Here is a 23,045-nt window from a genome sequence, read left to right on the forward strand (position 1 = left end):
CCTTGCCTGCCTACATTCTCGCGATTTTATTGCTTATTTCTGTGATAAGCCACTCGGGCGTGCTCGCCCCCGCGGCAATACCAATCCTGTTCCTGCCCTCAAACCACCCCCGGCTGTCATCCAGTTCCTGAGCATCCTCAACCCAAAGGACATCCATGCCGTTCGCCTCGGCGATGTTCCGCAGCTTGCCCGTGTTGGCGCTTGCGCGTCCGCCGATGAGGACCATTCCATCCACCCGTTTCAAAAGCGCCCGCACCGCTTCCTGACGCTCCATCGTAGCGCGACAGATCGTGTTGCAGACGTGAAGCTCCTTCGCGCGCCGGACCAGCACCCCCGCCACGGCGGCAAGGCGCTCCTCCTGCTGCGTGGTCTGAGAGATGAGGGCCATGCGGGGCCGCTCCGGCAAGAGGGCCGCCTCGTCCTCGTCCTTCACCACGTCCAACGGCCCGTCCGTGTGCCCCATGATCCCACGGATCTCCGGGTGCTGACGGTCGCCCAGCAGGACCACGTGCCACCCCGCCTGCGACAACTCCGCCGCCAGGTTCTGAGCGCGGCCCACGAAGGGACAGGTCATGTCGAAGACCCGCGCGCCCTTCTTCTTCAGGGCCTCCAGCACCTCAAGGGGCTCGCCGTGCGCTCGGATAAACACGTCCGCCCCCGGCGGGACCTCGCTCTCGTCCTGGGCCACGCGAAGCCCCATCCCCTTGAGCCGATCCACCTCCTGGGGGTTGTGGATCGGCAGCCCGATCGTCCACACGGGCCGACCGGCTCGTCCCTCCTTCAGGGCCTCCAGGATGGCGTCCACCGCCCGCTTCACGCCAAAGCAGAAGCCGGCGTGCTCCGCCATGACGACCTGCTTCACCATGCCGGCGCCTCCGCGCAGCCTTCGGCCTCGACAGAGCACCCCTCTAGGTGACGAAGGGCCACCTCCAGGAGAGCTTCCTCCACCCGCTCGGCGGACAGGGCGAACGTATCATACCACAAGGCGGGCCGAAAATGACGGAACCACGTCATCTGCCTTCGACAAAAGGCACGGGTCCGGCACACCGCTCCCTCAAAGGCCTCGTCCAAACTCATCCGTCCCCATCTCCAGGCCGCAAGCTCACGGTACCCCAACCCCCGCATGGGAGGGAATCGCTCGTCAAAGCCGTGGTCGATCAGCCAGGCGACCTCCTCCGGGAACCCTCCGTCAAACTCCGCGCGCAGCCGGAGGGCAATGCGTCGGGCCAGGTCCTCCCGCGGGCGAACCAGCCCGACGTAGAGGACGTCCAGGCCGGAATCCAGTTTCGTCCCCTCCGCATAGAGCCGCGAGGGCGGCGTTCCGGTCAGGTCCCATATCTCCAGGGCCCGCGAGACCCTCAAAACGTCGTTGGGGTGCAGGCGGCCAGCCGAAGCTGGGTCCAGCTCCATGAGGCGCGCGTGCAGCGCTGCGGAGCCCTCGGCCTCCGCCATGGCCTCGTAGCGGCGGCGGACGTTCGAATCATGGGGAAGGGATGCGTTCATGGAGGCGCCGAACAGCGCGTTGTAGTAGAAGGGCGTTCCTCCGACAAAGAGGGGGACCCGCCCGCGCGCGTTGATGCGGCGAACGGCATCCATCGCGCCCTCGACGAACGAGGACACGGAAAAGTGGACGTCGGGGTCCACGACGTCGATCATGTGGTGCGGGACCTCGCGCCGAACGGAGGCAGGCACCTTGTCCGTGCCCACGTCCATATAGCGGTAGACCTGACGTGAGTCCACCGAGATGATCTCCGCGTTCAACTTTTTTGCAACGTCGAGGCTCAGGGCCGTCTTGCCCACGGCCGTGGGCCCGATCAGCGCAATGACAGGCTGCCGTTCACCGTTATTCAAAAGAGCAGCCACCCTTCGCCATCCGTCCGACCCCTTCAATAAAATCAGGTAAATGCTTGTTAAGTATAGCACATTGCGCCCAATTCAAGGGTTCGCCCTCTAGACGATGACGTCGCGCCGCGAATGAACGGTGGCAGGACCAGCCCGAAAACCGTATTTCCGTCAGAGGGGCGGCACGTTTGCGTCATCCAACAAGGCGCTGGCGCAGAAGGACCGGACTTGCGGAATCAACCCTTTTGATATATTGTAAGATGGTAAGGTATGTAAAACGGTAAAATTTATTTCTTAATATTGAGGAGGCGCTTGAGCATGAGGATGCAGAACAAACGAGGCCCGATCGAGGCACAGAACGCGATCGACAGGAGAAAGTTGTGGCTGGCCTATCTCGTCTTTCCCCTTCTTTCGCTTCTTCCCGTTCTGCTCCCGCTTATGATGCTGCGGGGTGCGGAGCGCCTGACCTCGCAGCTCGTGATGCAGCTCATCCTGGACACGTGTCTTTACGTCCTGTTTCGAGGCGTCCTGTTCCCCACGGTGATGCGTTTTCTGCTCCTGAGGCGAGGGACGCGGTATGGAGTGGAAACCTATGTCTGCACGGTGCTGTCGGTCGCCGTTTCCATCGCGGCTTGCTGGCTCGTGTACGAGGAACCCTATTTTCCACTCGTCTTTGACATCTTCAGCGCCTACAACGTCCTCACGTATCGATCTTCCGGAAAAAACACGATTTCAACGGGCAGGCTGCTCGCCCTTACGGGCCTGACGGTCACCCTGCTGGCGAGCTGGTGCGTCGTACTTGACGACGAGGAGGAAACGCTGAACCGTAAAGTTGCCCAGGCGGTGGCCTCGATCATGGCCCTCTGCTACACGTTCAGCTCCTATCGAAACGCGAAAGGCGCCGCGAGGGGCGTTGCCCCCTCCCCTTCCGGCCCCGCCGCAACGCCCATTCGAGGCCAGGTCCTGTTGCCCCCCTGGGAAATGGGCCCGGCGGCGCCTCAGGCGCAGCCGGCGAACGTGCCTCCCGCCAGCGGTGGGTTCGGAGCACCGCAGGACGTCACGGACGAGGAGGCCTTCAGCTATCTGGGGATCGCTCCAAGCGCCACGATGGAGGAAGTGCAACGGGCCTACGAACGAGGGAAGGAGCGCCTTAATCCTGCGTCCTTCACAATGGGCAGCGCCGAGTATCAGGATGCCGTCCGTACGCTTCAGCTCCTGGACATGGCGTACCGTCGAGCCTCGATGTACTGCATGGCGCGGAGAGCTTGACCCACGCCGCGCACGGCCTGTGTTATGATTGAAGGGCCCCGCTTCGGGGCCTAATTTTATCTTGACGGACGGTGGATTTCAGATGGGCGAGAGGACGCAGCGGGGCCGCGTGGCGGATTTTCTGTACAGGCTAATGACGGAGGAGCTGGACACTCTGATCAGCACGACCATTGGAACGGTGCTGACCTGTTTTGCCATCATCGCCTTGATGATGCCCTACAAATTCGCCTCAGGCGGAGTGACCGGGGTGGCGCTCATCACCAATTACCTCTGGGGGCTCTCACCGGTCTGGGTGATCACGGTGGGCAACGCGCTCCTTCTCCTGTGGGGCTGGCACTACCTGTCAATGCGCTTCGCCCTCTGGACGCTCTACGTCACCATCCTGACCAGCCTGGTCCTGCCCATCTTCGAGATGTTTCGATACCCCGTGATTCAGGAGCCGCTTCTGGCCGCCATCCTTGGCGGAATCATCGGCGGGATCGGCTACGGGATGCTGTTTCGCGTCGACGCCAGCTCCGGAGGGATGGACGTGGTTTCCGTCGCCGCGAGGAAGCGCTGGGGGGCCGACATCGGGACGATGTCCCTCTACATCAACCTCGTCATCCTGCTGGCCTCCTTCGTAGCGGTTTCTCTGGAGGAGATCCTCTTTGGAGCACTGATGCTCTACGTGGAAACGTTGACCATCGACAACGTAGTACACTCCTTTCACCGTCGCACCCAGGCCCTGATCATCAGCGGCCGGGCCCCTGAGATCAAGAACTACATCATGACGGACCTGGAGCGCACGGCCACGCTGATCCCGGCGAAGGGCGCCTACAGGGACACACCGCTCGAGATGCTCTTGGTGATCCTGCCGAGGCGGCAGGTCGCGTCCCTGAAGCGCTATATCGCCTCTCTGGACCCGACCGCGTTCGTCATCTTCTCCGAGGTTTCCGAGGTCGTTGGGGAAGGCTTCAAGAGCTGGCTGCGGGCATGAGTGGAACCTCAGAGGGTGAGGTGGCCTCATGAACGATATCCTGGTGTTCAACATAGCCCGCCTCGCCGTCAAGTCGATGCTGAACGCGGGGGCGGCCTGGCCCAAACCGGGACTGGTCACGCCCCTGGCCGACGCGGCGGGGACGACGTTTCAGACGATCGTCGAGGGCGCTCTAGGGCTCCTCCCCTGTTTTCTCAACTGCGCCTCCATCGGGCTTGAGACGGAGGCGATGAACCCCGAGGACGTCATGACGCTGCTGCGGCCCGCGGGGATGCAGGGGGAGCGCGAGGTGCAGGGGATCGTTCGAGGGAGCACTTCCTTTAAAGGAAGCATCTTCTTCCTGGGGCTGCTCAGCGCGGCGGCCGGCCGGCTCTTTGCACAGGAGCGGAACCTGACGCCCCTGGCCCTGACCCTGACGGCCTCCTCCTGCGCTCGCGGCCTGGTGGAGCGCGAACTGCGCGGGCTGGACGAAGAGAGTGCGGAACTGACGCCGGGGGAAAGGGCCTGGACGCTCTACGGGGTGGACGGCGCGCGAGGCGAGGCGGAGAGGGGCTTCCCCGTCGCGCTTCAGGCTGCAGACCTCCTGCGGCAGCTTGAGGAGGGGAACGACGCCCTCTCCGGGAGGGAGCGCGCGGCTCAGGCGCTGCTTGACATTCTGGCCGGGAACTCGGACTCCGCCCTGGCGGAGAGGGTGGGGCTCGACGGGATGCTCCGGGTTCAGGCGGAGGCGAAGGCCGCCCTCCTGGCAGGGGGCGTCCTCACCTCAGAGGGCCGCGAGGCTGTAAACGCCCTGGACAGGCGGCTGCGGGAGGCGGGTGCAAGTCCCAGGGGGGCCGAGGTCGCCTTGGCCGCCGCACTGTTCGTCCGGGACCTCGAGGCGCTCCGCCCCACGAGGTCCGGCCGCGAGGAATAGCTGCGGGGCCCCACCCCCGTTATCCCAAACGCTTCCTTAGTGCTATACTGTCTCCCGACCTGAAGTTTTGGCTCAATTTTCAGAAAGGGGTCTTATTAGGATGGACATCAAGGCATTGGCGGAGAAGTACGAGTCCTACATCGTGGAGCGCAGGCGTTATTATCACTCGTGCCCGGAGCTCTCCAACGAGGAGAAGGAGACCAGCGCCCAAATTCGGCACGACCTGGAGGCGATGGGGATCGCGGTCCGGGAGGTCCCCGGTTGCTACGGCCTCGTCGCCGACATCCGCGGGGGGAGCCAGGGTGCCACGGTGGCCCTGAGGGCCGACATGGACGCCCTGCCCATCAAGGAGGATACGGGGCTGCCCTTCGCCTCCAAAAACGGGGGGCGCATGCACGCCTGCGGGCACGACAGCCACGTCGCCATGCTGCTGGGGGCCGCGCAGATCCTGAACGAGGTGAAGGCCGAGCTGCGCGGCACGGTGCGCCTTCTGGTCCAGCCGGCGGAGGAGGTCGCCACGGGCGCCCTCGACATGCTGAGGGGCGGCGCGCTCGATGGCGTCAGCGCGATCTACGGCGCCCACGTCTGGGGCAACTTCGACGCGCCCTTGATCGACGTGACGCCGGGCAGCCGCATGGCCTGCTGCGACAAGTTCACCATCGAGGTAGAGGGCGTCGCGGCCCATGCCTCCGCCCCCCACCTCGGCGTGGACGCCATCACGGTCTCGGCGGCCATCATCAACAACCTGCAGCAGTGCGTCTCGCGCATGAACGACCCCCTGAACCCTCTCGTGCTGACGATCGGCTTCATCGAGGGCGGCCCCCGCTGGAACGTCATCTCCAACCGCGTGCGCATGGAGGGGACGGTCCGCACCTTCGACGAGGACCTCAGCAAGTCGGAGATCATGCGCCGGATCATCGAGGACACCGCCGCGGCCTTCGGAGCGAAGGGGACCCTGGAGTACAAGCGCCTCACCCCGCCCCTCATCAACGGCAGCGACAAGCTCAACGCGATCGCCCGCGAGGCCGTGGTGAAGCTCTACGGGGAGCAGGCGGTCGGGCACATGCCCACTATGATGGGCAGCGAGGACTTCCCCTGGCTCTCCGACGGCGGAAAGATCCCTTACATCTTCGCCTTCATCGGCAGCAGGAATCAGGAGAAGGACATCACGTACACGAACCACCACGAGAAGTACACCGTGGATGAGGGCATCCTGAAGCGCGGCGCGGCGGTGATGGCCCAGTTTGCGGCGGACTTCCTGGCGAGCGCGTAAACGGCGAGGAACGAGGGGGAACGGCATGAACAATAAGGACAGGGACTTGAGTGTCGCCGGCGAGCTGCTGGAGGTCCTGCGCCTCAGCGGAAAGGATTTCATGACCCTGAGCGCGATGCGGGAGGCGATGGGCTCCCAGCTCCGCAAGCGTCTGGGACTGACGGGTAAGAGGCTGACGGCTCCAAGTCTGAAGAAGATTTTTGAGCCCCATTTGGATGAAACGTTGGAGATCCGAATGAATGGCCGCTATACCTATCTCGTCGTCGCGAGAAATCCAGAAGACCTGATCGCGGATTTTGTACGAAGCCACCCCGGTAGGATGGCCGGAGGGCTGGCCACCTCTCTGCCCTTCAAAAAGGCCGACTTCCTGAGCCTTCTCAACGGCCTGCTGAAGAAGGCGCGCCTCTACGCCGTTCTCAAGGACGATTACAAGGCGCGTTTCTTCGTTTCCGAGGGGTTGGGTATGCTGAGGGCCGAGAACTCGACCCTGCCCGCGGAGGACGACACGTTCGACGGACGCAGGGAGCAGCTTCATGCGGCCTTTCGGGAGCTCAATCAAAAGAGCATTTTCGTCCGCATCTGCGACCTGCGCCGCCGTTTGGGCTGGCCGCGCGAGGTCTTCGACGACATGCTCCGCCGGCTGAACGACGAGGAGGTCATTCAGCTCCACGCCGGGGACGTGTCGCTGATGACGCGGGAGCAGGTCGAGGATAGCTTTGTGGACGAGAACGGCTTCATGATGGGGACGATGACATGGATAGGCTGAACGACAGCGTGATTCGCAGCCAACTGGCGGCGAACAACCCCTTTGCCTCGTCCGCGGCCCCCAATCCCTGGGACAACGCCAACCCCGACCTCGACTCCCTGAACCGTGACGTCGTCGATCGTATCGACCAGCTCCTGAGGACGACGAGAGAAAAACCTGAAGAGACCTTTGCCGGCTTGATCCTCGGAGAGGCGGGAGCGGGCAAGACCCACACGCTCAAGCGCGTCCTCGGCAGGATTCGCAAAAGCGGAGAAATCGCGATCTTCGTAACGGTCATGGCTTTCATGGACCCGGAGAGCGTCATGCAGGACCTGCTGCGGGAGGTCTTCATCAGCATGGGGCGGGAGCACGGGGACGGAAAGCGGCAAATTGATCGGCTGCTCGATGCGCTGGAGGGAAGCTACCGAGAGCACTGCCAAAAGGAAGGACATCCCGTCTTATCAGGCATGGACCGGTTCAATTCCATCAGGCAACAGATGTTGGGGATAGACAGGGATTTCCTTCATTGCCTGCTGCTCTACGCCAGCACGGAGGACGCCTCCTTGAAGGAGGATATCCTCTCCTGGATGAGGGGAGAGTCCGACGAAAGCTTCCCCGAGAAATTGAAGGTGCCCGCCTGCAACTGGGACGAGATGACGCCGGCAGCGCGGGAGAAGAAGGCACGGGACAGGCTCCGCTCCCTGGGGCACGTCCTGCGCTACGCCAACGTCCCGATGCTGGTCTGCTTCGATCAGCTCGACGGCATGATTTCAGAGGACCTGATCAACGCCTGGGGGAGGGCGGCAAGCCTCCTGATCAACGATGTTTACGAAGCTCTGCCTCTGGCCTTTCTCCGCGCCGATACGTGGGCACAGCGTTTTTCCAAGAGGCTGGACGACGCTGTGAGGCATAGATTCGAACTTCATTGCTTCCCCATGGCAAACTGCAGCCTGAAGCAGGCGAAGCAGTTGATCGAAGATCGCATCAAGGCCTTTTTCGACGACGGGGTGGAGCAGAAGTACCAATGGCTGATGGCGCGCCTCAATACGACGCTGAAGCCGGGCTACTCTCCTCGAATGGTCATAAACCTGGCCAATCGGGCAATCCAGAAGGCGGGAGATGAGGTGGACGCAGCCCATGAGGTCGAACGCACCCTGGCCGCGGCCTACCGCGAGGAGTGCGACAAGGTGGCTGCGGACCCCAATTCCTGGCCCCCCAACGCGGAGCACCTTCTGAGTGCGTTGGCATTGTGGCTGGAGTCCCGGCCGGAATTTACCGTTTCCCGATCAGACGATAAATACGTGCGGCTGTCCGGACAGCGCTCCGCCGAGGGCTCGAAGGTGCCATGCGCCTTCATCTTCATGACGACCCGGCATCATAGTTCTGCGGCAGCCGCAATCAACAGGGGGATCAACTTTCTGAAAAAAAATCCCAACGGGTTCTGCTGTTACGTCACGGACGGACGGGCGCTCAAGGGCCCCGAAAACTGGAGGGCTGTGCATGACCTCCTCGGACAGTTCAGGGCCCTGAAGGGGAGGACGGTCGTCCTCCAGCCGGATGGGCGCGCGGCCTGGTACGGCCTCGTGGCGTTCCAAAACAAGGTCTGCAACGGAGACGTCACCCTCTACCCGCCATCGGGTGAACCTCGCCTGGCGACGCCGGAGGACCTTTCGGGCTACATGAAGGAGGGCTTCCGTCTGAACCTTCTCGGCCTTGACGGGGAGAGCGGGAAAACCGGTGATGGCGACCGGAGCAGGAACGCAGGGAGCGTGGAAGGCCCCACACCTCCCACCCGTGGATTGAAGGATATGAGCGGCAGCGCGCCGGAGGAGGAAGGCCTGGCGGGCGCCGTCCTTTCGTTGTTGAAGGGGTCACCCATGAAGATGATGGACGCCGAGTTTATGGTAAAAGAGCTCCGCCATAAGGGCTTCGATGTCGTCCATGAAACGCTGTTGGCCGAGCTGAACCGCCAGAAGGCGCTCTTTTGCCTCTACTCCTCCGGAAACGGCACGTTGATTTCGAGGGTATAGCGAGATGACTGCCCAAACGCAGAAAAAAGCTCTCCCCGTTTCCGTCAGCGACGCGGCGCTGTGCCAGCGCTGCCCCAGACTCCTGGCCTATCGCGGGGAGGGGGAGCGCGGGGCTTGGAAGGTCGGCATCGAGGGGAGCGGCGAGAAGTACGGCTCCCTGTTTCACAAGCACATCGCCGGAGCCTTCTTCGATGCGGCGTCCGATCCCCAAAACCCCGTGAGAGGCGAGATTCGCGCGGTCCTTTCCGGAACGCGTGCCGGGGAGGCTCCGATTCGAGAGCGCCTGGAGGAGCTCATCCGCGTCCGTTTTTTCAACCCCTTTATGGAACAGTATGCGCCGGGGCTATCCACAAAGCAGGCGCTATCCATGGCCCGTGGGACGTCGGTCTGGGCTGGCTGTATGGCAGATTTCCTGGCCAAAATCCCCTTTGAGCACCTCGCCCCCAGCGAGATGATGGACCGCGTGTTCTTGGAGCCGGAGCGCACGCTTCAGGCCAGCTATGTTTCCTCCGACGGACGGGTGCTGAAGCTTTCGGGGCGTTACGATGCGCTGCTGTTCAATCCCGACTCCTGCGAGGCGACCCTGTTCGAGTTCAAGGGGCACCGGTGCTCCGACCCGACGGTAGCCCTTTCTCAGGCGTTGATCTACGCCTGGCTGGTTCACAGCGCGACGGGTATCCTTCCCGCCGTTCAGGTTGTCTATCTGGAGGAGGAGCATCCCGCTACCTTCCCTTCGTCCGACGTTAAGAGCATGATTTCCGCATTGCCGGGCCTTTTTGACGTGGTCCTCGACGTTCTGGAGCGGCGCCTGCCCCTGCCCGTGGCGGTGAACTCCGCGCTTTGCCTGCAGTGTCCGTGGAGCGGGGACTGCGCCAACGATTGGGACGCGCCCCCCGTTCCTCAAACTGTTCTGGAGAAGCCAGGAAGCGAATCTGGCAGCAAAGCCCGTGATGACCTTGACAAAGGCCTTCAAGAAATATTTTGTAATGCAGAAGGACTTGAGCGTATGGTACAGTTGCTTAAGGCCTTGAAGGACCTTGGACTGTCGGTCACCGACGCTGGGGTCGTCTGCGGCCCCTGTTTCATACGCTTGAAGGTCCGACCCGACGCCGCCAAGGGGACGACCGTGAAGAAGATAGATAACCGGGCGGACGACCTTCAAGTTCAGATGGACCTTCCCGTGCCCCCCGTGATTCAGGCCTATGGTGGCTACGTTGGCGTTGACGTCCCACGGTCCAGCCGCCAGGTGCTTTCCCTTGAAACTTTGATCCGACAAGGCGAGGAGAGCCGACCTCGTTCGGAGGCCGCCTTCCCCCTGGGGATGAGGGTGGATGGAAGCGTTTTCTGGGCCGACCTGTCGGAACCGACCATGACCAGTATATTGATCGGCGGAACCTCCGGAAGCGGGAAGAGCGTCCTGCTTCGCTCCGTGGTGATTGGGCTCCTGCTCTGCGCGCCGAAGGACAGCGTGAACTTCACCCTGATCGATCCCAAGCGAGTCACCTTCGTCGATCTGGCGGCACTGAGGGCCCTGGAGGAGGGGCGGATACTCTGCGACGTCGAGGAAGCCATGGAGGCCCTGAAGAAAGCCGTTGACGAGATGGAGCGGCGCTATGAGCTCATGGAGGGGGCGAAGGTTTCGCACCTGACGGACTACAACGCCGTCGCCGGAGAGCGGCTGCGGCGACGGGTCCTCATCATCGACGAGTACGCCGACCTCATGATGCGCAAGGAGACGGCCAAGGACCTCGAGTACTTCATCCAGCGACTCTGCCAGAAGGGAAGGGCCGCCGGATTCCACCTGCTGCTGGCGACACAACGCCCGGACGCGAAGATCGTCACCGGCGTCATCAAGGCCAACCTTCAACTGCGCGTGGCGCTGAAGGTGGCGAGCAAGAGCAACAGCCAGATCATCCTGGGCGAGGGATTTACCCAGGCACAGCACCTGCTGGGACACGGCGACATGCTGGTTGGGGACGGTGCGGCTGTCGAGCGCCTTCAGGGCCCGATTGCGGACGTCTCACTCCTGGGCCCGGAATTTCTGAGAGGCTGAAAAAAGTTTGACGTATCGAGAAAAGATGGTATAATGTTCGAGTGTCGCCGGGCTGGTGGAATTGGTAGACACACGGGACTTAAAATCCTGTGGACGTTTGTCCGTGCGGGTTCGAGTCCCGCGCTCGGCACCAGCGGACACGACATCGCGGGGTGGAGCAGTCAGGTAGCTCGTCGGGCTCATAACCCGAAGGTCGCAGGTTCGAATCCTGCCCCCGCAACCAACTTTCAGGGCGGCGTAGCTCAGATGGCTAGAGCATGCGGTTCATACCCGCAGTGTCACTGGTTCGATTCCAGTCGCCGCCACCATTCGTTAATTTTTCCACGTCTTATAGAATTTACAAACCCCGCTCTGAGTGGGGTTTTTTGTTATCCTTATTCCAAACTGTGATTTTCCCTATGAACGCTGCCCCTGTATCCGTACCAATGTAATTGGCGGAAGGCCTCATGTTCAGGAGCAGTCGGCCGGAACAGAACGGGGCGGCAAACGCCGCCCCGCTTAAGAAGTACACGGACCGCCATCTTATGTCCGCTTCGCATGATCACCTGGCTATCATGAATACAACATCCCCACCGTCATAAGAATTTTTATTGCTGTCAGGCGCCTTAAAAAGCCCTATCACAGAAGCTCTTTCTACGAGCCTTTGGCGGTCCGCCTCAGATACCCCTTCAAGCTTATAGCCTATCCACCAACGCTCCTCCTCACTCCGAAATATCCAACGTCCATCGCTGTAATCAATAGCACCCTCTACATAAACGCCAAGAGTAGCTTGGATGTGTTCCGGCGTGTCGAGAACAGCGCCAAGGTCATAATTTTTCTGCTTACCAATTTCATCCAAATGATCTGCATAATACAGAATAAGAGCCGCTTTTGTGCTGCGGAGATTAGTGATAATTTTGCTAGTGATTTTCTCCCCCTGAATCTGTGCTTTTTTGCTCCTGATTCCTAACTTTTTCAGGGTCTCTTCATTCTCTTCGCCATAATACTGCGCCAGCCAGTGCATTTCTTTTCTCTGTTCTGCTTGAAGTCCTTCAAATATGATTCGTGCGTCATGGACACGGGCTTTCAACTCCGCATTGGCAGCTTCAGGAGCCTCCGGAAGTGGAGCATCACGCCCGTCTTTACAATACTTTTCCACCCATACTTTTGCAGGTTCCGAGCCGCCATAGGCGATCATTTGCAATTGCATTGACGCATCATAAACCTGCTTCATCAACATCTCATTCTCTGCGGTCAGCGCCTCGGGCGTCATCGAAGCGGCAGCCGGCGTACTGATGAAGGAGCCGCTGCCCATCAGGAAATACGCTCCGGCAGCCAGGATGCCTAGCCCCAGAACAAAAACCGCTATATCTCTTCCGCGAAATTTCTTCATGGATTCCACTCTCCTCTCCCGTTAATGCTGCTTTTTTGAACACGGATTTTCCGCCGTTGTCTGGGCTTGAACGGCACGTCGGGTAGCTGCCGCAGAACCGGAACGGCCCGTTCTTCCTGTTCCTCAGGATGATCCCTGCTCCACACTTCGGGCACTTCACTTCGCCCTATCCGGCCTAGGGACCGTCTTCTGCAGTCCTCACGCGATCGCCGGCGGCCTTGCTTTACGGTTTTCTGATCGCCCTTTCGGCTGAGCCGTTTCTCCTAGGAGAGCACCGTCCCCTGCCCCTCTGCGCCATCGGTCCCCCACTCCAGGCTCTTGCCCTGAGCGATCTCCAGGTTGACCCCCGTCGGGTTGGGCGCGTCATCGTCAAACTTGTAGTCCTTGCCGGGAAGGACGGCGTTCAGCAGGATGCCGACCAGGGAGCCGGTGGCGATGCCGGAGAACTTGATGCTGATGCCACCCAGCGTGAAGTTGAGGGCTCCGGCGGAGCTGTAGTTGATGCCGATCGATAGCACCAGGATCAGAGCGGCGACGATGACGTTGCGGCTCTGCGAGAAATCGACGTTCGTTTCCACGATGTTTCGGACGCCGACGGAGGCGATCATGCCATAGAGGATGAGGGATATCCCGCCGATCGTCGCCGTGGGCATACTCTCAATGGCCGCCGCGAACTTGGGGCAAAAGGAGAGTAGGACGGCAAAGACCGCCGTCAGGCGTATGATCCTCGGATCGTAGACCTTCGTGAGCGTGAGCACTCCGGTGTTCTCGCCATAAGTCGTGTTCGCCGGCGCACCGAAGAGGGAGGCCGCCGTCGTCGCCAGGCCGTCGCCCGTCAGCGTCCTGTGGAGGCCGGGGTCCCTGATGTAGTTGATACCCACTGTGGAGGATATCGCGGAGATGTCGCCGATATGCTCCATCATCGCTGCGAAGGCGATGGGCACGATGGTGATGACCGAGGAGATCAACAGGGCAAAGTTGACCGTTCCGTTGGTGAAGATGGAGAACACCGTTTGATCGTATTCGACGGGGAAGCCGAACCAGGGCTTCGCTGCAATGGTGCTGAAGTCGACGGCGCCGGTCGCCACCGCAGCCAGGTAGGAACCCGCCACGCCGAGCAGGATCGGGACAATCTTCACCATGCCATGCCCCCAGATGTTGCAGACGATGACGACCACGATGGCGACCAGGGCGACGAACCAGTCCTTCGAGCAGTTCTCTATCGCGGACTGCGACAGGGTCAGCCCGATGGCGATGATGATCGGCCCCGTGACGATGGGCGGAAAATATCGCATGACCCTGCTGGCGCCAAAAGCGCGAAATGCCGCCGCCAGCAAGAGGTAGACCAGCCCTGCGCAGGCAACCCCAAAGCACGCATAGGGCAAAAGCGCAGGGTCGCCCTTCGGCGCGATCGCCGCGTAGCCCGCCAGAAAGGCAAAGGAGGACCCCAGGAAAGCGGGCACCTTCCACTTTGCGATCATGTGGAACAACAACGTGCCCACCCCCGCAAAGAGGAGCGTCGAGCTGACGCTGAGCCCCGTCAAAAGGGGCACGAGGACGGTGGCCCCAAACATGGCGAACAGGTGCTGCAGGCCTAAGATCAGCATCCTGCCCACGCCAAGGGACCTTGCGTCGTAGATGGCCTCATCGCCGATACTTTTCATTTCCCCAATCATCGTCATTTAATCTCCTTTCAACGTCAAGAACGGCCGCGAAAAACGAACCCGACGCCAAGAACGGACCTTCCCGTCTGCCAGGAGCCGGAAGTCGGGCGACACAGAGAGGAAGCCTCCTGTCGCCGCGCGGTCATGCCTCCAAAGCCCTGTATAAAAAAAGGACACACTCGGAAAAAATCTTTCCGGTGTGTCCTCTGCATTTCTGTATTGAGTTAGAATTTTCCCCTTTGATAACGGCCACTTCACTGCCCCCAATGGATCGATTTCTAAAACTCACGGTATTCTAGCGGGCATTTCCGGTTTCGTCAAGGCGTCTTTTCGACCCTCCGGACAAAAATTCACCGCATCACAACACGTCAGCAAGGGTTCGTTGTCATAACAACGGACAAACCGCCGGGGCGGGGCTATAGTGTTTGCAGAAAGACGTTCGTAGGCTGTCGTCAGGAGGCCACGAGCCCGAAGCGCAAGGAGCGGACATTGGGCTTGGGGCCAAAAACAGATCAGGAACTAAACATGGGGGGGTATATGAAGATGGATTGCAGCATGTTTTGTTTTCAGTGTCAGGAAACGGCGGGCGGAAAGGGCTGCACCAAAAGCGGCGTATGCGGCAAGAAGCCGGACGTGGCGGCGATGCAGGACCTCTTGATCTATGTGACGAAGGGGCTTTCCTGCGTCACGGAGCGCCTGCGAAGCGAGGGGCAGGAAGTGGAGAAGAAGGTGAACCATTGGGTCACCGTGAACCTCTTCACAACGATCACAAACGCGAACTTCGACCGGGAGGCGATCGTTTCCCGAATCGAGGAAACGCTGAGGCTGAAGGAGGAGCTTTTGGCGCGCGTCAAGGATGCGTCGGGCCTGCCCGAAGCGGCGTCCTGGAAGGGGGAGAAGGATGAATTCGAGGCGAAGGCGGCGAAGGTGGGCGTCCTGGCAACATCGGACGAGGACGTTCGCAGCCTTCGCGAGCTGATCGTCTATGGGCTGAAGGGCCTTGCGGCCTATTCCAAGCACGCGAACGCCCTGCTTCAGGACGACGAGGCCGTGGACGCCTTCATCCAGCACGCGCTGGCGAGCACGCTGAACGACGCCCTGACGGTGGACGACCTGGTCGCCCTGACGCTGGAAACGGGCAAGCACGGCGTGGAGGGCATGGCGCTCCTGGACCGGGCGAACACGGGAGCCTACGGAAATCCGGAGATCACGAAGGTCGAGATCGGCGTCAGGAAGAACCCGGGCATCCTGATCTCCGGACACGACCTGAGGGACCTTGAGATGCTCCTGGAGCAGACGGCGGGGACGGGCGTGGACGTCTACACGCACAGCGAGATGCTGCCTGCGCACTACTACCCGGCCTTCAAGAAGTACCCTCACTTCGCCGGCAACTACGGAAACGCATGGTGGAAACAGAAAGAGGAATTTGCGAGCTTCCACGGCCCCATCCTGATGACGACGAACTGCGTCGTCCCTCCGGCGGAGAGCTACAAGGACCGACTGTGGACGACGGGGGCGGCGGGCTTCCCCGGATGCAGGCACATCGACGGCGCCTACGGCGAGGTGAAGGACTTCTCCGCCATCATCGCGCAGGCCAAAACGTGCCCTGCGCCGGAGGAGATCGAGCGGGGCAGCATCGTGGGCGGCTTCGCACACGAGCAGGTGTTCGCGCTGGCCGATAAGGTGGTGGACGCGGTGAAGTCCGGCGCCATCAGGAAGTTCGTGGTCATGGCCGGCTGCGACGGGCGGATGAAGTCGCGGGAGTACTACACGGAGTTCGCCGACAAGCTTCCGAAGGACGTGGTGATTTTGACGGCGGGCTGCGCGAAATACAGGTATAATAAACTGGACCTGGGGGACATCGGAGGCATACCGCGCGTGCTGGACGCCGGGCAGTGCAACGACTCCTACTCCTTGGCCCTCATCGCCCTGAAGCTGAAGGAGGCCTTCGGCCTGAAGGACGTCAACGAGCTGCCGCTGGCCTTCAACATCGCCTGGTACGAGCAGAAAGCCGTTATCGTCCTGCTGGCGCTCCTCTACTTGGGGGTCAAGAACATTCACCTTGGGCCGACGCTCCCCGCCTTCCTGTCCCCCAACGTGGCGGGCGTGCTGGTGAAGAACTTCGGCATCGCAGGGATCGGCACCGTGGATGAGGACCTGAAACTGCTGATCGCCTGACGACCGAAAGAAGGCCGCAGGGGTACGGGGCAGATTGCTGCCCACTGCCCTGCGGCCTTCCGGATTGCGGTACGGGGACAACAGTTAAAGGAGGCGCGTAGAACGATGTTGAAACATGCATCCATTGAGCAAGTAACGGGCAGGGAGATCCTGGATTCCCGCGGCAACCCCACCGTGGAGGCGGAGGTCATGCTGTCGGACGGAACCGTCGGGAGGGGGATCGCCCCCAGCGGAGCCTCGACGGGCGAGTTCGAGGCGGTCGAGCTTCGGGACGGCGACGAAAAGCGCTTCGGCGGCAAGGGCGTGGCCAGGGCGGTGGCGAACGTCAACACGGTCATCAACGACGTCCTGAGGGGCCTGAACCCTCAGAACATCCACACCGTCGATTTCGCCATGCTGAAGGCGGATGGGACACCCAACAAATCCAGGCTGGGCGCCAACGCGATCCTCGCCGCGTCCATCGCCAGCGCCAGGGCCGCGGCGGAGTCCATGGGGGTGCCGCTGTTCCGCTTTCTGGGGGGCGTGAACGCGAGCCTCCTCCCCGTGCCGATGATGAACATCCTGAACGGGGGCGCCCATGCCGCCAACTCCCTCGACATCCAGGAGTTCATGGTCATGCCCGTCGGCGCGCCGTCCTTCCGCGAGGCGTACCGCTGGTGCTCCGAGGTGTTTCACTCCCTTCGGGGCATCCTGAAGGGGCGGGGCTGCGCGACGGGCGTGGGGGACGAGGGCGGTTTTGCCCCCGACCTGAAGGACGACGAGGATGCGATTCGGTCCATCCTCGACGCCATCCGGAAGGCGGGCTATGAGCCGGGACGCGATTTCGTCCTGGCCATGGACGCCGCGTCCAGCGAGTGGAAGAGCGAGAAGGGCGTCGGCTTCTACCATCAGCCGAAGTCCGGCCTGGACCTCACCTCCGATGAGCTGATCGCCCATTGGGAGGCTCTGGTCGATCGGTATCCGATCTGGTCCATCGAGGATGGGCTGGACGAGGAGGACTGGGACGGCTGGAAAAAGATGACCCGACAGCTCGGCGGGAAGGTGCAGCTCGTCGGCGACGACCTCTTCGTCACGAACACGGAACGTCTGTCCAGGGGGATCGAGATGGGCTGCGGAAACTCCATCCTGATCAAGCTGAACCAGATCGGGTCCGTGTCCGAAACGCTGGATGCCGTCCGCATGGCCCACAGGGCGGGGTACACCGCCGTCGTCTCCCACCGATCGGGCGAGACGGCGGACACGACGATTGCGGACCTCGCCGTCGCCCTGAACACGGGCCAGGTCAAATCGGGGGCGCCGTCAAGGGGAGAGCGCACCGCCAAGTACAACCAACTCCTGCGCATCGAGGAGGCGCTGGGGAACGCGGCCGTCTATCCGGGCGTCCACGCGTTCAATCGCTGAAGGGCACCGGGCCGGCTGAGCGACGAAACCGCCCAGCAAAGAGAGCAAAAAAACAACGAAGCATCACGATGAGGGGGGAGTTGGAATGATCTGCCGCGGCAGGTCCGCCGCCTCCCTCACTCGGGAGCAGGGTACGAGCCGGGGCCGTCGATGGATTTCGACGGCCCCGGTTTGAATCAAGCCCACAGCTCCCGTCAGCGCACTTCGGCGGTCGGCGCCTCCCCTTCTTTCCCCAGAAGGGAGATCACGACCGTCAGGATGATGTTGATGAAGAAACCCCACATGAACCCCGGCCACCCCAGCGGGGAAACGCCCAGGATGCGCGTGCCGAACAGGATGGCGATCCCTGCCGTCAGCCCCACGGAGGCCCCCAGCCGAGAGCACCTCTTCCAGTACATCCCCAGCAGGAAGGGGGGCGCGAGCTGCGCAAGGCCCGTATAGGCCACGTCCTGGATGACCTGCACGAAGGTTGCGGGCGGCTTCAGCGCGATCAGGCCGCAGATCGCGGCGACCACGAACACGATGATCCGCGATATCCGCATGTTCTGCTCATTGGAGATCTGGCCCCTTCGGGTCAGCAGGATGAGGTCTTGGGAAACGAGCTGCGAGCTCACGAGGAGCATGGCGTTGATGGTGGAGATGCCGGCCGCGATGGCCGCCGCCATGATCAGCGCCGCAATAAACCAGTTGGAGTACTTCAGCATCAGGATCGGCAAGATGTTGTCCGCAGCGTGGACCTCGGAGGCGCTCACCAGGATGTGCCCCGCAAGTCCGATGAACAGCGTCGAAAAGCCGTAGATCAGGAGCTGCGAGATGGGGATGCTGATGGCGGACCGTGCCAGCGCCTCCTCGTCCCGCGCCATCAGGGACTTGTTCCAGACGTGAGGGCAGAGCCATATCCCGAACGGCAGGACGATGAACTGCATCACCCAGTACTTGTCCGTGTACAGCCCCTTCAGGCCGGGCCGCGACAGGAGCTCCGGGGCCGTCTGGCGAACCTGGGTGAACAGGTTGACGATGCCTCCCGATGGGACCAGGGCGACCCACGCCGCGAGGACGATGCCGGTCAGCAGAATGACGGCCTGTACGGCGTCCAGCAGCACGACGCCGCCCGCCCCTCCGATCAGGACGTAGAGCAGGGAGAAGATCACGCTGACCAGGATCGCCGCGTTGTAGCTGATGGCCCCGCTGCTCACCACGCTCATGGCGCGCGCGTTGCCCACGTACTGCATCGCAAGGAAGATCATGGTCATCAGCACGGAGACGCAGGCCGCCATGACCTTCAGATATCGGCTCTGAAAGCGGTCCTCCAGGTAGTCCCCAAGGGACATGTAGCCGCGCTCGTTGGCCAGCAGTCGAATCTTGTTCCCGAAGTACACCACCATCAGCGCCACCCAGACCTGGCTCAGGACGAGGACGATGAAGGATATCCCGTGGGTGTAGTACATTCCGGGCGAGCCCAGAAAGGCAAAGGTGCTCTGCATGGCCGCGATCATGGTGAGCGGCAGCAGGATGGAGTTCACCCCACGGTTCGCAAGAAAGAAGTCCAGTGCGGAGGCTTTCTTCTTGCGTCGCCCATGGATGACGGTGATGACCAGCATCGCCACCAGGTAGACGACGATCACGCCAAGGCTCAATACCCCTGTGTTCATGCCTTATTTTTCCCCTTTCTTGCTGCTTCTGACGAACTCCCGACAGACCAGGAGGACAAAGGCCAGGTTCACGAGCATGAGGGTCCACCAGTACGCCAGGGCCACAGGCAACCACCCGAAGAGGTATCCCTGATCCCCCCAGGTCATCGACAGCGGCAGCGCCCCCAGCAGGAGCAGCACCAGAAAGACACAACCAAACAGCTTTTGCTTCATGTTTACCTCACGTCCTTTCCATTCGTATAGACCACCCTGCCACCGCAGAGCGTGTACTTTACCCGACCGTAGAGCGTCATTCCCGTGAAGGGAGAGTTGGAGGATTTCGAGAAGAAGCGGCTCCCCACGGTCCACCTTTCCCGCTCGTCAAAGACCACCAGGTCCGCATCTCCGCCCTCTCGGAGGCTGCCGCAGGAGAGCCCGTAGAGCTCCGCCGGCCTTACGGTCATCTTTTCCAGGAGCTCAAGCAGGGTGAGGTGCCCCTTTCGCACCAGGTTGGTGATCCCAAGCGCCAGCGCCGTTTCCAGGCCGATCATCCCGCTGGGGGCGTCCATGAGGTCCCTGGCCTTTTCCTCGGAGGCGTGCGGCGCGTGGTCCGTTGCGATGATGTCGATGACGCCCTCCTTCAGCCCGCGAATGAGCTGGTATCGGTCCTCCTCGGTCCGAATCGGGGGGTTGACCTTGGCCAGCGTTCCCTTTTCCAGGACGATCTCCTCGTTCAGGGAGAAGTGCTGCGGCGTGACCTCCGCCCAGACGTCCGCGCCCAGCTTCTTCATCAGGCGCAGGACCTCCACGGACACGCCGGAGCTCAGGTGCTGGATGTTGACCCTGGCACCGGTGTGCAGGGCCAGAAGGCAGTCCCTGGCCATCAGCGTCTCCTCCGCGACGGCAGGGGCGCCGGGCACTCCGACCTCCCTGGATACCCTCCCCTGATTGATGCCGGGGCTTCCGATGAGGTCCGGGTCCTCCTCGTGCAGGCTGATGGGCACGCCGAGCTCCCGCGCCCGCTCCATCGCCCTCATCATCAGCTTGACGTCCTTGATGGGCAGGCCGTCGTCCGTGAAGCCGATCGCCCCCGCGGCCTTCAAGGCGTCCATGTCCGTCAGCTCCTGCCCCTTCATGCCGCGGGTCACACACGCCGTGTTCAGGACGTGGATGGGGAGGTCCGACTCGCGCCGCCTGAGGTCCTTCAGCGCCTCCGCGTCGTCCAACGGCGGCTTCGTGTTCGCCATGCAGATGACCGTCGTGTAGCCGCCCGCCGCGGCGGACGCCGCCCCCGTCGCAACGTCCTCCTTGTAGGTGAGCCCTGGGTCGCGAAAGTGTACGTGCGTGTCCACCAGGCCCGGCGCAACGATGCAGCCTTCGGCGTCGATGACCTCCGTGAACTCCCCGCCCCTCGCGTACTTCCCCATGCCGGCGATCCGACCGTCCCGGACGATGACGTCCAGAACCTCGTCCAGGCCGCTTTTGGGGTCGAGAACCCTCCCGTTTTGAATCAGGATCATACCGCTTCTCCTTTCAGGTACTCGCAGATCACCGCTGCGCCATCGCAGATGCTGGACAGCGAGGCAAACTCCTTCCTGTTATGAGATACGCCGTGCCGGCAGGGAATAAAGACCATGCCGGTGTCGCACAGCGCGGCAAACGACATCGCGTCGTGTCCTGCGCCGCTCGGCATGTTCCTTGAGCTGATCTCAAGGCGTGATGCCGCCCGCTCCAGCCCCTGCTGAACGCGAGAGCTCATGGCGACGGGCGAAACGCTGCTGATCTTCATCTCCAGGCAGGCCGCACCGCGGCTCTTGGCGATGTCCTGCGCCCTTGAGCGAACGGCCTGCTCCATCCGGTCCAGGCTATCCTCCTCGATGCCGCGCAGGTCGATGCCCAGCGCCACCTCGCCAGGGATCACGTTCAGGACGTTTGGGCGGTTTTCCACCACGCCGACGGTCGCGACGGATTGATTCGCCGCCTCCTCGCGCCCGATCCGTTCCACGGCCAGGATGACCTCGGCCGCGGCACACAGGGCGTCGTTTCTCAGGCCCATGGGGGTGGCGCCCGAGTGCTCCGCCATGCCGCGCAGGATGAACCGAAAACGCCGCGGCCCCGCTATGGTGCTGACGATGCCGACCTCCGTTCCCGTCTCCTCCAGCACCTTGCCCTGCTCGATGTGCAGCTCCAGGTACTCCTTTATCCCTGATATCTTCTTCGGCGAGAAGGACAGCCCCCGCTTTTGAAATATCTCGTCGAGTCGCTCGCCGTCCCGCGACCTCAGGCTCCCGACGTTCACAGCGTACTTCTCCTGAGCGGCGATCAGGCCGGAGCCGATGGTGCAGAGCCCGAAGTTGCTGGACTCCTCGCACCGAAAGGCCGCGACCCTGATGGGAATTCGGACCCCCTCCTCCCGCAGCCGCCTGACGACCATCAGGCCGGCGATGACGCCTGCGACGCCGTCGTACCGCCCCCCATCGACGACGGAGTCCAGGTGAGAGCCCAGCAGGTAGTAGTCCCCCTCCTCCCCGTTGGACGCAAAGGTGTTGCCCACCTCGTCCGCGAAGACGCGGCACCCCAGTTCCCTGGCGAGGGCCTCGAAGCAGCGGTGCATCTCGTCCTCGACGGCCGAGTACCCAAGCCGCGTGACCCCTCCTTCCCTCGTGCTCCCCACGTCGTAAAAGGCCTCAAAGAGCTCTCCGCAGTACCTTATCTCCGAAACGCTGTGCTGCATGACATCCCTCCTGCCTCCGTTCAGGAAATCCCACGGCTCTGATGGGCAAGCCCCCGTATCTCGGAGAGGGCCCTGTAGCCGTGCTCCGCAAGGTAGCGGTCTATGCCGTCGATGACCTGGATCATGGCCGCGGGATTTCGGAAGTTTGCACTGCCGACCTGCACCATCGAAGCCCCCGCGAGAACGTACTCGACCGCGTCCTGCCAGCGCGCGATCCCACCGCTTGCGATGATCGGAATGGCCGTTGCGGTGCGGGCCTGCCAGACCAGGAACAGGGTCTGGGGCTTCACGGCCGGCCCCGACATGCCGCCTGAGACGTTGCTCAGGACGGGGGAGCGCGTCTCGACGTCGATCAGCATGGCGCGCCACGTGTTGGCGATGGTGACGGCGTCCGCCCCCTCTTCCTCGCTGACCCTCGCGCTGACGCGGATGTCGGTCACGTTGGGGGCGAGCTTCACGAAGATCGGGAGCCGGGTCGCCTCCCGCGCCGCCTTCAGGGTCTCGCGAAGGACGTCCGGGGTGGAGGAGAAGGCCAACCCCGTGCCGATGTTGGGACAGGAGAGGTTGAGCTCCACCGCTGCAATGCGCGGATCGTTGGCGACAATCTCCAGGGCCTCGCGGTAGTGCTCCTTTCGATTGCCCGATATGCTGAGGACGACCGGAGCACCGATGCCTTCATAGCGCGGCAACTCCTGTGTCATGAAGGCCTCGATGCCGATGGAAGGGATGCCCACCGCGTTGATCATGCCGCCCGTCACCTCTGCGATGCGCGGCGGCGGGTTGCCCTGCCGCACGAGGCGATGAACGCTCTTGACCATGACCGCGCCGAGTTCGCTCATGGGGAAAAGGCCCGCGTTGTTCTCAAAACAATCCCAGGTTCCGGAGGCCGGCATGACCGGATTCTTAAAGGTGATGCCGCCGACCTTCACCGACAGATCCGTCCGATACTTGAGCTCCGACATCG

Annotated in this window: 18 protein-coding genes and 3 tRNA genes; 12 read left to right on the top strand and 9 right to left on the bottom strand. The window is 62.2% G+C overall.

Annotation, left to right across the window (positions count from 1 at the left end; genetic code table 11):
* Positions 1 to 10 precede the first annotated feature (10 nt).
* Positions 11 to 865 carry a 4-hydroxy-3-methylbut-2-enyl diphosphate reductase gene (gene ispH, locus ACO41U_RS03600; protein ID WP_298779606.1) on the bottom strand — a complete coding sequence of 285 codons (855 nt, stop codon included), beginning with the start codon at positions 863 to 865 and terminating at the stop codon, positions 11 to 13.
* A complete protein-coding gene (gene miaA, locus ACO41U_RS03605; protein WP_485941666.1) occupies positions 859 to 1,851 on the bottom strand; it encodes a tRNA (adenosine(37)-N6)-dimethylallyltransferase MiaA in 993 nt (330 codons plus the stop codon). The genes ispH and miaA overlap by 7 nt, the downstream gene beginning before the upstream one ends.
* Before the next feature lie 309 nt (positions 1,852 to 2,160).
* On the opposite strand from miaA, the gene ACO41U_RS03610 reads away from it, so the two are divergent.
* The 10 genes from ACO41U_RS03610 (at position 2,161) to ACO41U_RS03655 (ending at position 11,409) form a co-directional block, all read left to right on the top strand.
* Positions 2,161 to 3,111 carry a hypothetical protein gene (locus ACO41U_RS03610; RefSeq protein WP_485941668.1) on the top strand — a complete coding sequence of 317 codons (951 nt, stop codon included), beginning with the start codon at positions 2,161 to 2,163 and terminating at the stop codon, positions 3,109 to 3,111.
* 82 nt (positions 3,112 to 3,193) lie between these two features.
* Positions 3,194 to 4,087 carry a YitT family protein gene (locus ACO41U_RS03615; protein WP_485941670.1) on the top strand — a complete coding sequence of 298 codons (894 nt, stop codon included), beginning with the start codon at positions 3,194 to 3,196 and terminating at the stop codon, positions 4,085 to 4,087.
* 28 nt (positions 4,088 to 4,115) lie between these two features.
* Positions 4,116 to 5,000, top strand: coding sequence for a triphosphoribosyl-dephospho-CoA synthase (locus tag ACO41U_RS03620; RefSeq protein ID WP_298779618.1), 885 nt, complete (start codon positions 4,116 to 4,118; stop codon positions 4,998 to 5,000).
* 100 nt (positions 5,001 to 5,100) lie between these two features.
* Positions 5,101 to 6,273, top strand: a complete 1,173-nt coding sequence (locus ACO41U_RS03625; RefSeq protein ID WP_485941672.1) for an amidohydrolase — start codon at positions 5,101 to 5,103, stop codon at positions 6,271 to 6,273.
* Between the two features lie 25 nt (positions 6,274 to 6,298).
* On the top strand, positions 6,299 to 7,039 hold the full coding sequence (locus tag ACO41U_RS03630) for a hypothetical protein (protein WP_485941674.1): 741 nt from the start codon (positions 6,299 to 6,301) through the stop codon (positions 7,037 to 7,039).
* Positions 7,027 to 9,048 (top strand): ATP-binding protein, encoded by a 2,022-nt coding sequence (locus ACO41U_RS03635; protein ID WP_485941676.1) that lies wholly within the window; start codon positions 7,027 to 7,029, stop codon positions 9,046 to 9,048. Before ACO41U_RS03630 ends, ACO41U_RS03635 begins: the two co-directional genes overlap by 13 nt.
* Positions 9,049 to 9,052: 4 nt before the next feature.
* Positions 9,053 to 11,101, top strand: a complete 2,049-nt coding sequence (locus ACO41U_RS03640) for an FtsK/SpoIIIE domain-containing protein (RefSeq protein ID WP_485941678.1) — start codon at positions 9,053 to 9,055, stop codon at positions 11,099 to 11,101.
* A gap of 46 nt (positions 11,102 to 11,147) precedes the next feature.
* Positions 11,148 to 11,234, top strand: a tRNA-Leu gene (locus ACO41U_RS03645).
* Between the two features lie 13 nt (positions 11,235 to 11,247).
* A tRNA-Met gene (locus ACO41U_RS03650) sits at positions 11,248 to 11,324 on the top strand.
* 8 nt (positions 11,325 to 11,332) lie between these two features.
* Positions 11,333 to 11,409: transfer RNA gene (locus ACO41U_RS03655), tRNA-Met, on the top strand.
* Positions 11,410 to 11,642: 233 nt separating this feature from the next.
* Here the strand turns inward: ACO41U_RS03655 and ACO41U_RS03660 are convergent.
* Together ACO41U_RS03660 and ACO41U_RS03665 are read right to left on the bottom strand one after the other, a co-directional pair.
* Positions 11,643 to 12,473, bottom strand: coding sequence for a hypothetical protein (locus ACO41U_RS03660; RefSeq protein WP_485941680.1), 831 nt, complete (start codon positions 12,471 to 12,473; stop codon positions 11,643 to 11,645).
* Between the two features lie 263 nt (positions 12,474 to 12,736).
* The gene (locus ACO41U_RS03665; protein WP_485941682.1) at positions 12,737 to 14,149 is read right to left on the bottom strand and encodes a uracil-xanthine permease family protein; all 1,413 of its coding nucleotides are present in this window, start codon (positions 14,147 to 14,149) and stop codon (positions 12,737 to 12,739) included.
* 531 nt (positions 14,150 to 14,680) lie between these two features.
* On the opposite strand from ACO41U_RS03665, the gene hcp reads away from it, so the two are divergent.
* Both hcp and eno read left to right on the top strand, forming a co-directional pair.
* Complete coding sequence (gene hcp, locus ACO41U_RS03670) at positions 14,681 to 16,315, top strand: hydroxylamine reductase (RefSeq protein ID WP_485941684.1); 1,635 nt, start codon at positions 14,681 to 14,683, stop codon at positions 16,313 to 16,315.
* A gap of 105 nt (positions 16,316 to 16,420) precedes the next feature.
* Positions 16,421 to 17,716: a phosphopyruvate hydratase gene (eno, locus tag ACO41U_RS03675; RefSeq protein ID WP_485941686.1), complete on the top strand. Its 1,296-nt coding sequence runs from the start codon at positions 16,421 to 16,423 to the stop codon at positions 17,714 to 17,716.
* A 194-nt stretch (positions 17,717 to 17,910) separates the two neighbouring features.
* Here eno and ACO41U_RS03680 read toward each other — a convergent pair whose 3' ends face one another.
* The 5 genes from ACO41U_RS03680 to ACO41U_RS03700 are packed head-to-tail and all read right to left on the bottom strand — an operon-like array spanning position 17,911 to position 23,043.
* Positions 17,911 to 19,368 carry a sodium:solute symporter family transporter gene (locus ACO41U_RS03680; protein ID WP_485941688.1) on the bottom strand — a complete coding sequence of 486 codons (1,458 nt, stop codon included), beginning with the start codon at positions 19,366 to 19,368 and terminating at the stop codon, positions 17,911 to 17,913.
* 3 nt (positions 19,369 to 19,371) lie between these two features.
* On the bottom strand, positions 19,372 to 19,581 hold the full coding sequence (locus ACO41U_RS03685; protein ID WP_485941690.1) for a hypothetical protein: 210 nt from the start codon (positions 19,579 to 19,581) through the stop codon (positions 19,372 to 19,374).
* 2 nt (positions 19,582 to 19,583) lie between these two features.
* Positions 19,584 to 20,867, bottom strand: coding sequence for a dihydroorotase (locus tag ACO41U_RS03690; protein ID WP_485941692.1), 1,284 nt, complete (start codon positions 20,865 to 20,867; stop codon positions 19,584 to 19,586).
* Positions 20,864 to 22,081 (bottom strand): hydantoinase/carbamoylase family amidase, encoded by a 1,218-nt coding sequence (locus ACO41U_RS03695; RefSeq protein WP_485941694.1) that lies wholly within the window; start codon positions 22,079 to 22,081, stop codon positions 20,864 to 20,866. Before ACO41U_RS03695 ends, ACO41U_RS03690 begins: the two co-directional genes overlap by 4 nt.
* Positions 22,082 to 22,101: 20 nt before the next feature.
* Entirely contained in the window at positions 22,102 to 23,043 is a 942-nt protein-coding gene (locus tag ACO41U_RS03700; protein ID WP_485941696.1) for a dihydroorotate dehydrogenase, read from the bottom strand.
* Positions 23,044 to 23,045: the final 2 nt, after the last annotated feature.

The sequence above is a fragment of the Fretibacterium sp. genome, assembly GCF_057312375.1.

Bases quoted from the DNA above. Each gene is read 5' to 3' on its own strand.
- ispH (WP_298779606.1), bottom strand. From the start codon at position 865: ATGGTGAAGCAGGTCGTCATGGCGGAGCACGCCGGCTTCTGCTTTGGC.
- ACO41U_RS03610 (WP_485941668.1), top strand. From the start codon at position 2,161: ATGAGGATGCAGAACAAACGAGGCCCGATCGAGGCACAGAACGCGATC.
- ACO41U_RS03615 (WP_485941670.1), top strand. From the start codon at position 3,194: ATGGGCGAGAGGACGCAGCGGGGCCGCGTGGCGGATTTTCTGTACAGG.
- ACO41U_RS03620 (WP_298779618.1), top strand. From the start codon at position 4,116: ATGAACGATATCCTGGTGTTCAACATAGCCCGCCTCGCCGTCAAGTCG.
- ACO41U_RS03625 (WP_485941672.1), top strand. From the start codon at position 5,101: ATGGACATCAAGGCATTGGCGGAGAAGTACGAGTCCTACATCGTGGAG.
- ACO41U_RS03630 (WP_485941674.1), top strand. From the start codon at position 6,299: ATGAACAATAAGGACAGGGACTTGAGTGTCGCCGGCGAGCTGCTGGAG.
- ACO41U_RS03635 (WP_485941676.1), top strand. From the start codon at position 7,027: ATGGATAGGCTGAACGACAGCGTGATTCGCAGCCAACTGGCGGCGAAC.
- ACO41U_RS03640 (WP_485941678.1), top strand. From the start codon at position 9,053: ATGACTGCCCAAACGCAGAAAAAAGCTCTCCCCGTTTCCGTCAGCGAC.
- ACO41U_RS03660 (WP_485941680.1), bottom strand. From the start codon at position 12,473: ATGAAGAAATTTCGCGGAAGAGATATAGCGGTTTTTGTTCTGGGGCTA.
- ACO41U_RS03665 (WP_485941682.1), bottom strand. From the start codon at position 14,149: ATGATTGGGGAAATGAAAAGTATCGGCGATGAGGCCATCTACGACGCA.
- hcp (WP_485941684.1), top strand. From the start codon at position 14,681: ATGGATTGCAGCATGTTTTGTTTTCAGTGTCAGGAAACGGCGGGCGGA.
- eno (WP_485941686.1), top strand. From the start codon at position 16,421: ATGTTGAAACATGCATCCATTGAGCAAGTAACGGGCAGGGAGATCCTG.
- ACO41U_RS03680 (WP_485941688.1), bottom strand. From the start codon at position 19,368: ATGAACACAGGGGTATTGAGCCTTGGCGTGATCGTCGTCTACCTGGTG.
- ACO41U_RS03685 (WP_485941690.1), bottom strand. From the start codon at position 19,581: ATGAAGCAAAAGCTGTTTGGTTGTGTCTTTCTGGTGCTGCTCCTGCTG.
- ACO41U_RS03690 (WP_485941692.1), bottom strand. From the start codon at position 20,867: ATGATCCTGATTCAAAACGGGAGGGTTCTCGACCCCAAAAGCGGCCTG.
- ACO41U_RS03695 (WP_485941694.1), bottom strand. From the start codon at position 22,081: ATGCAGCACAGCGTTTCGGAGATAAGGTACTGCGGAGAGCTCTTTGAG.
- ACO41U_RS03700 (WP_485941696.1), bottom strand. From the start codon at position 23,043: ATGTCGGAGCTCAAGTATCGGACGGATCTGTCGGTGAAGGTCGGCGGC.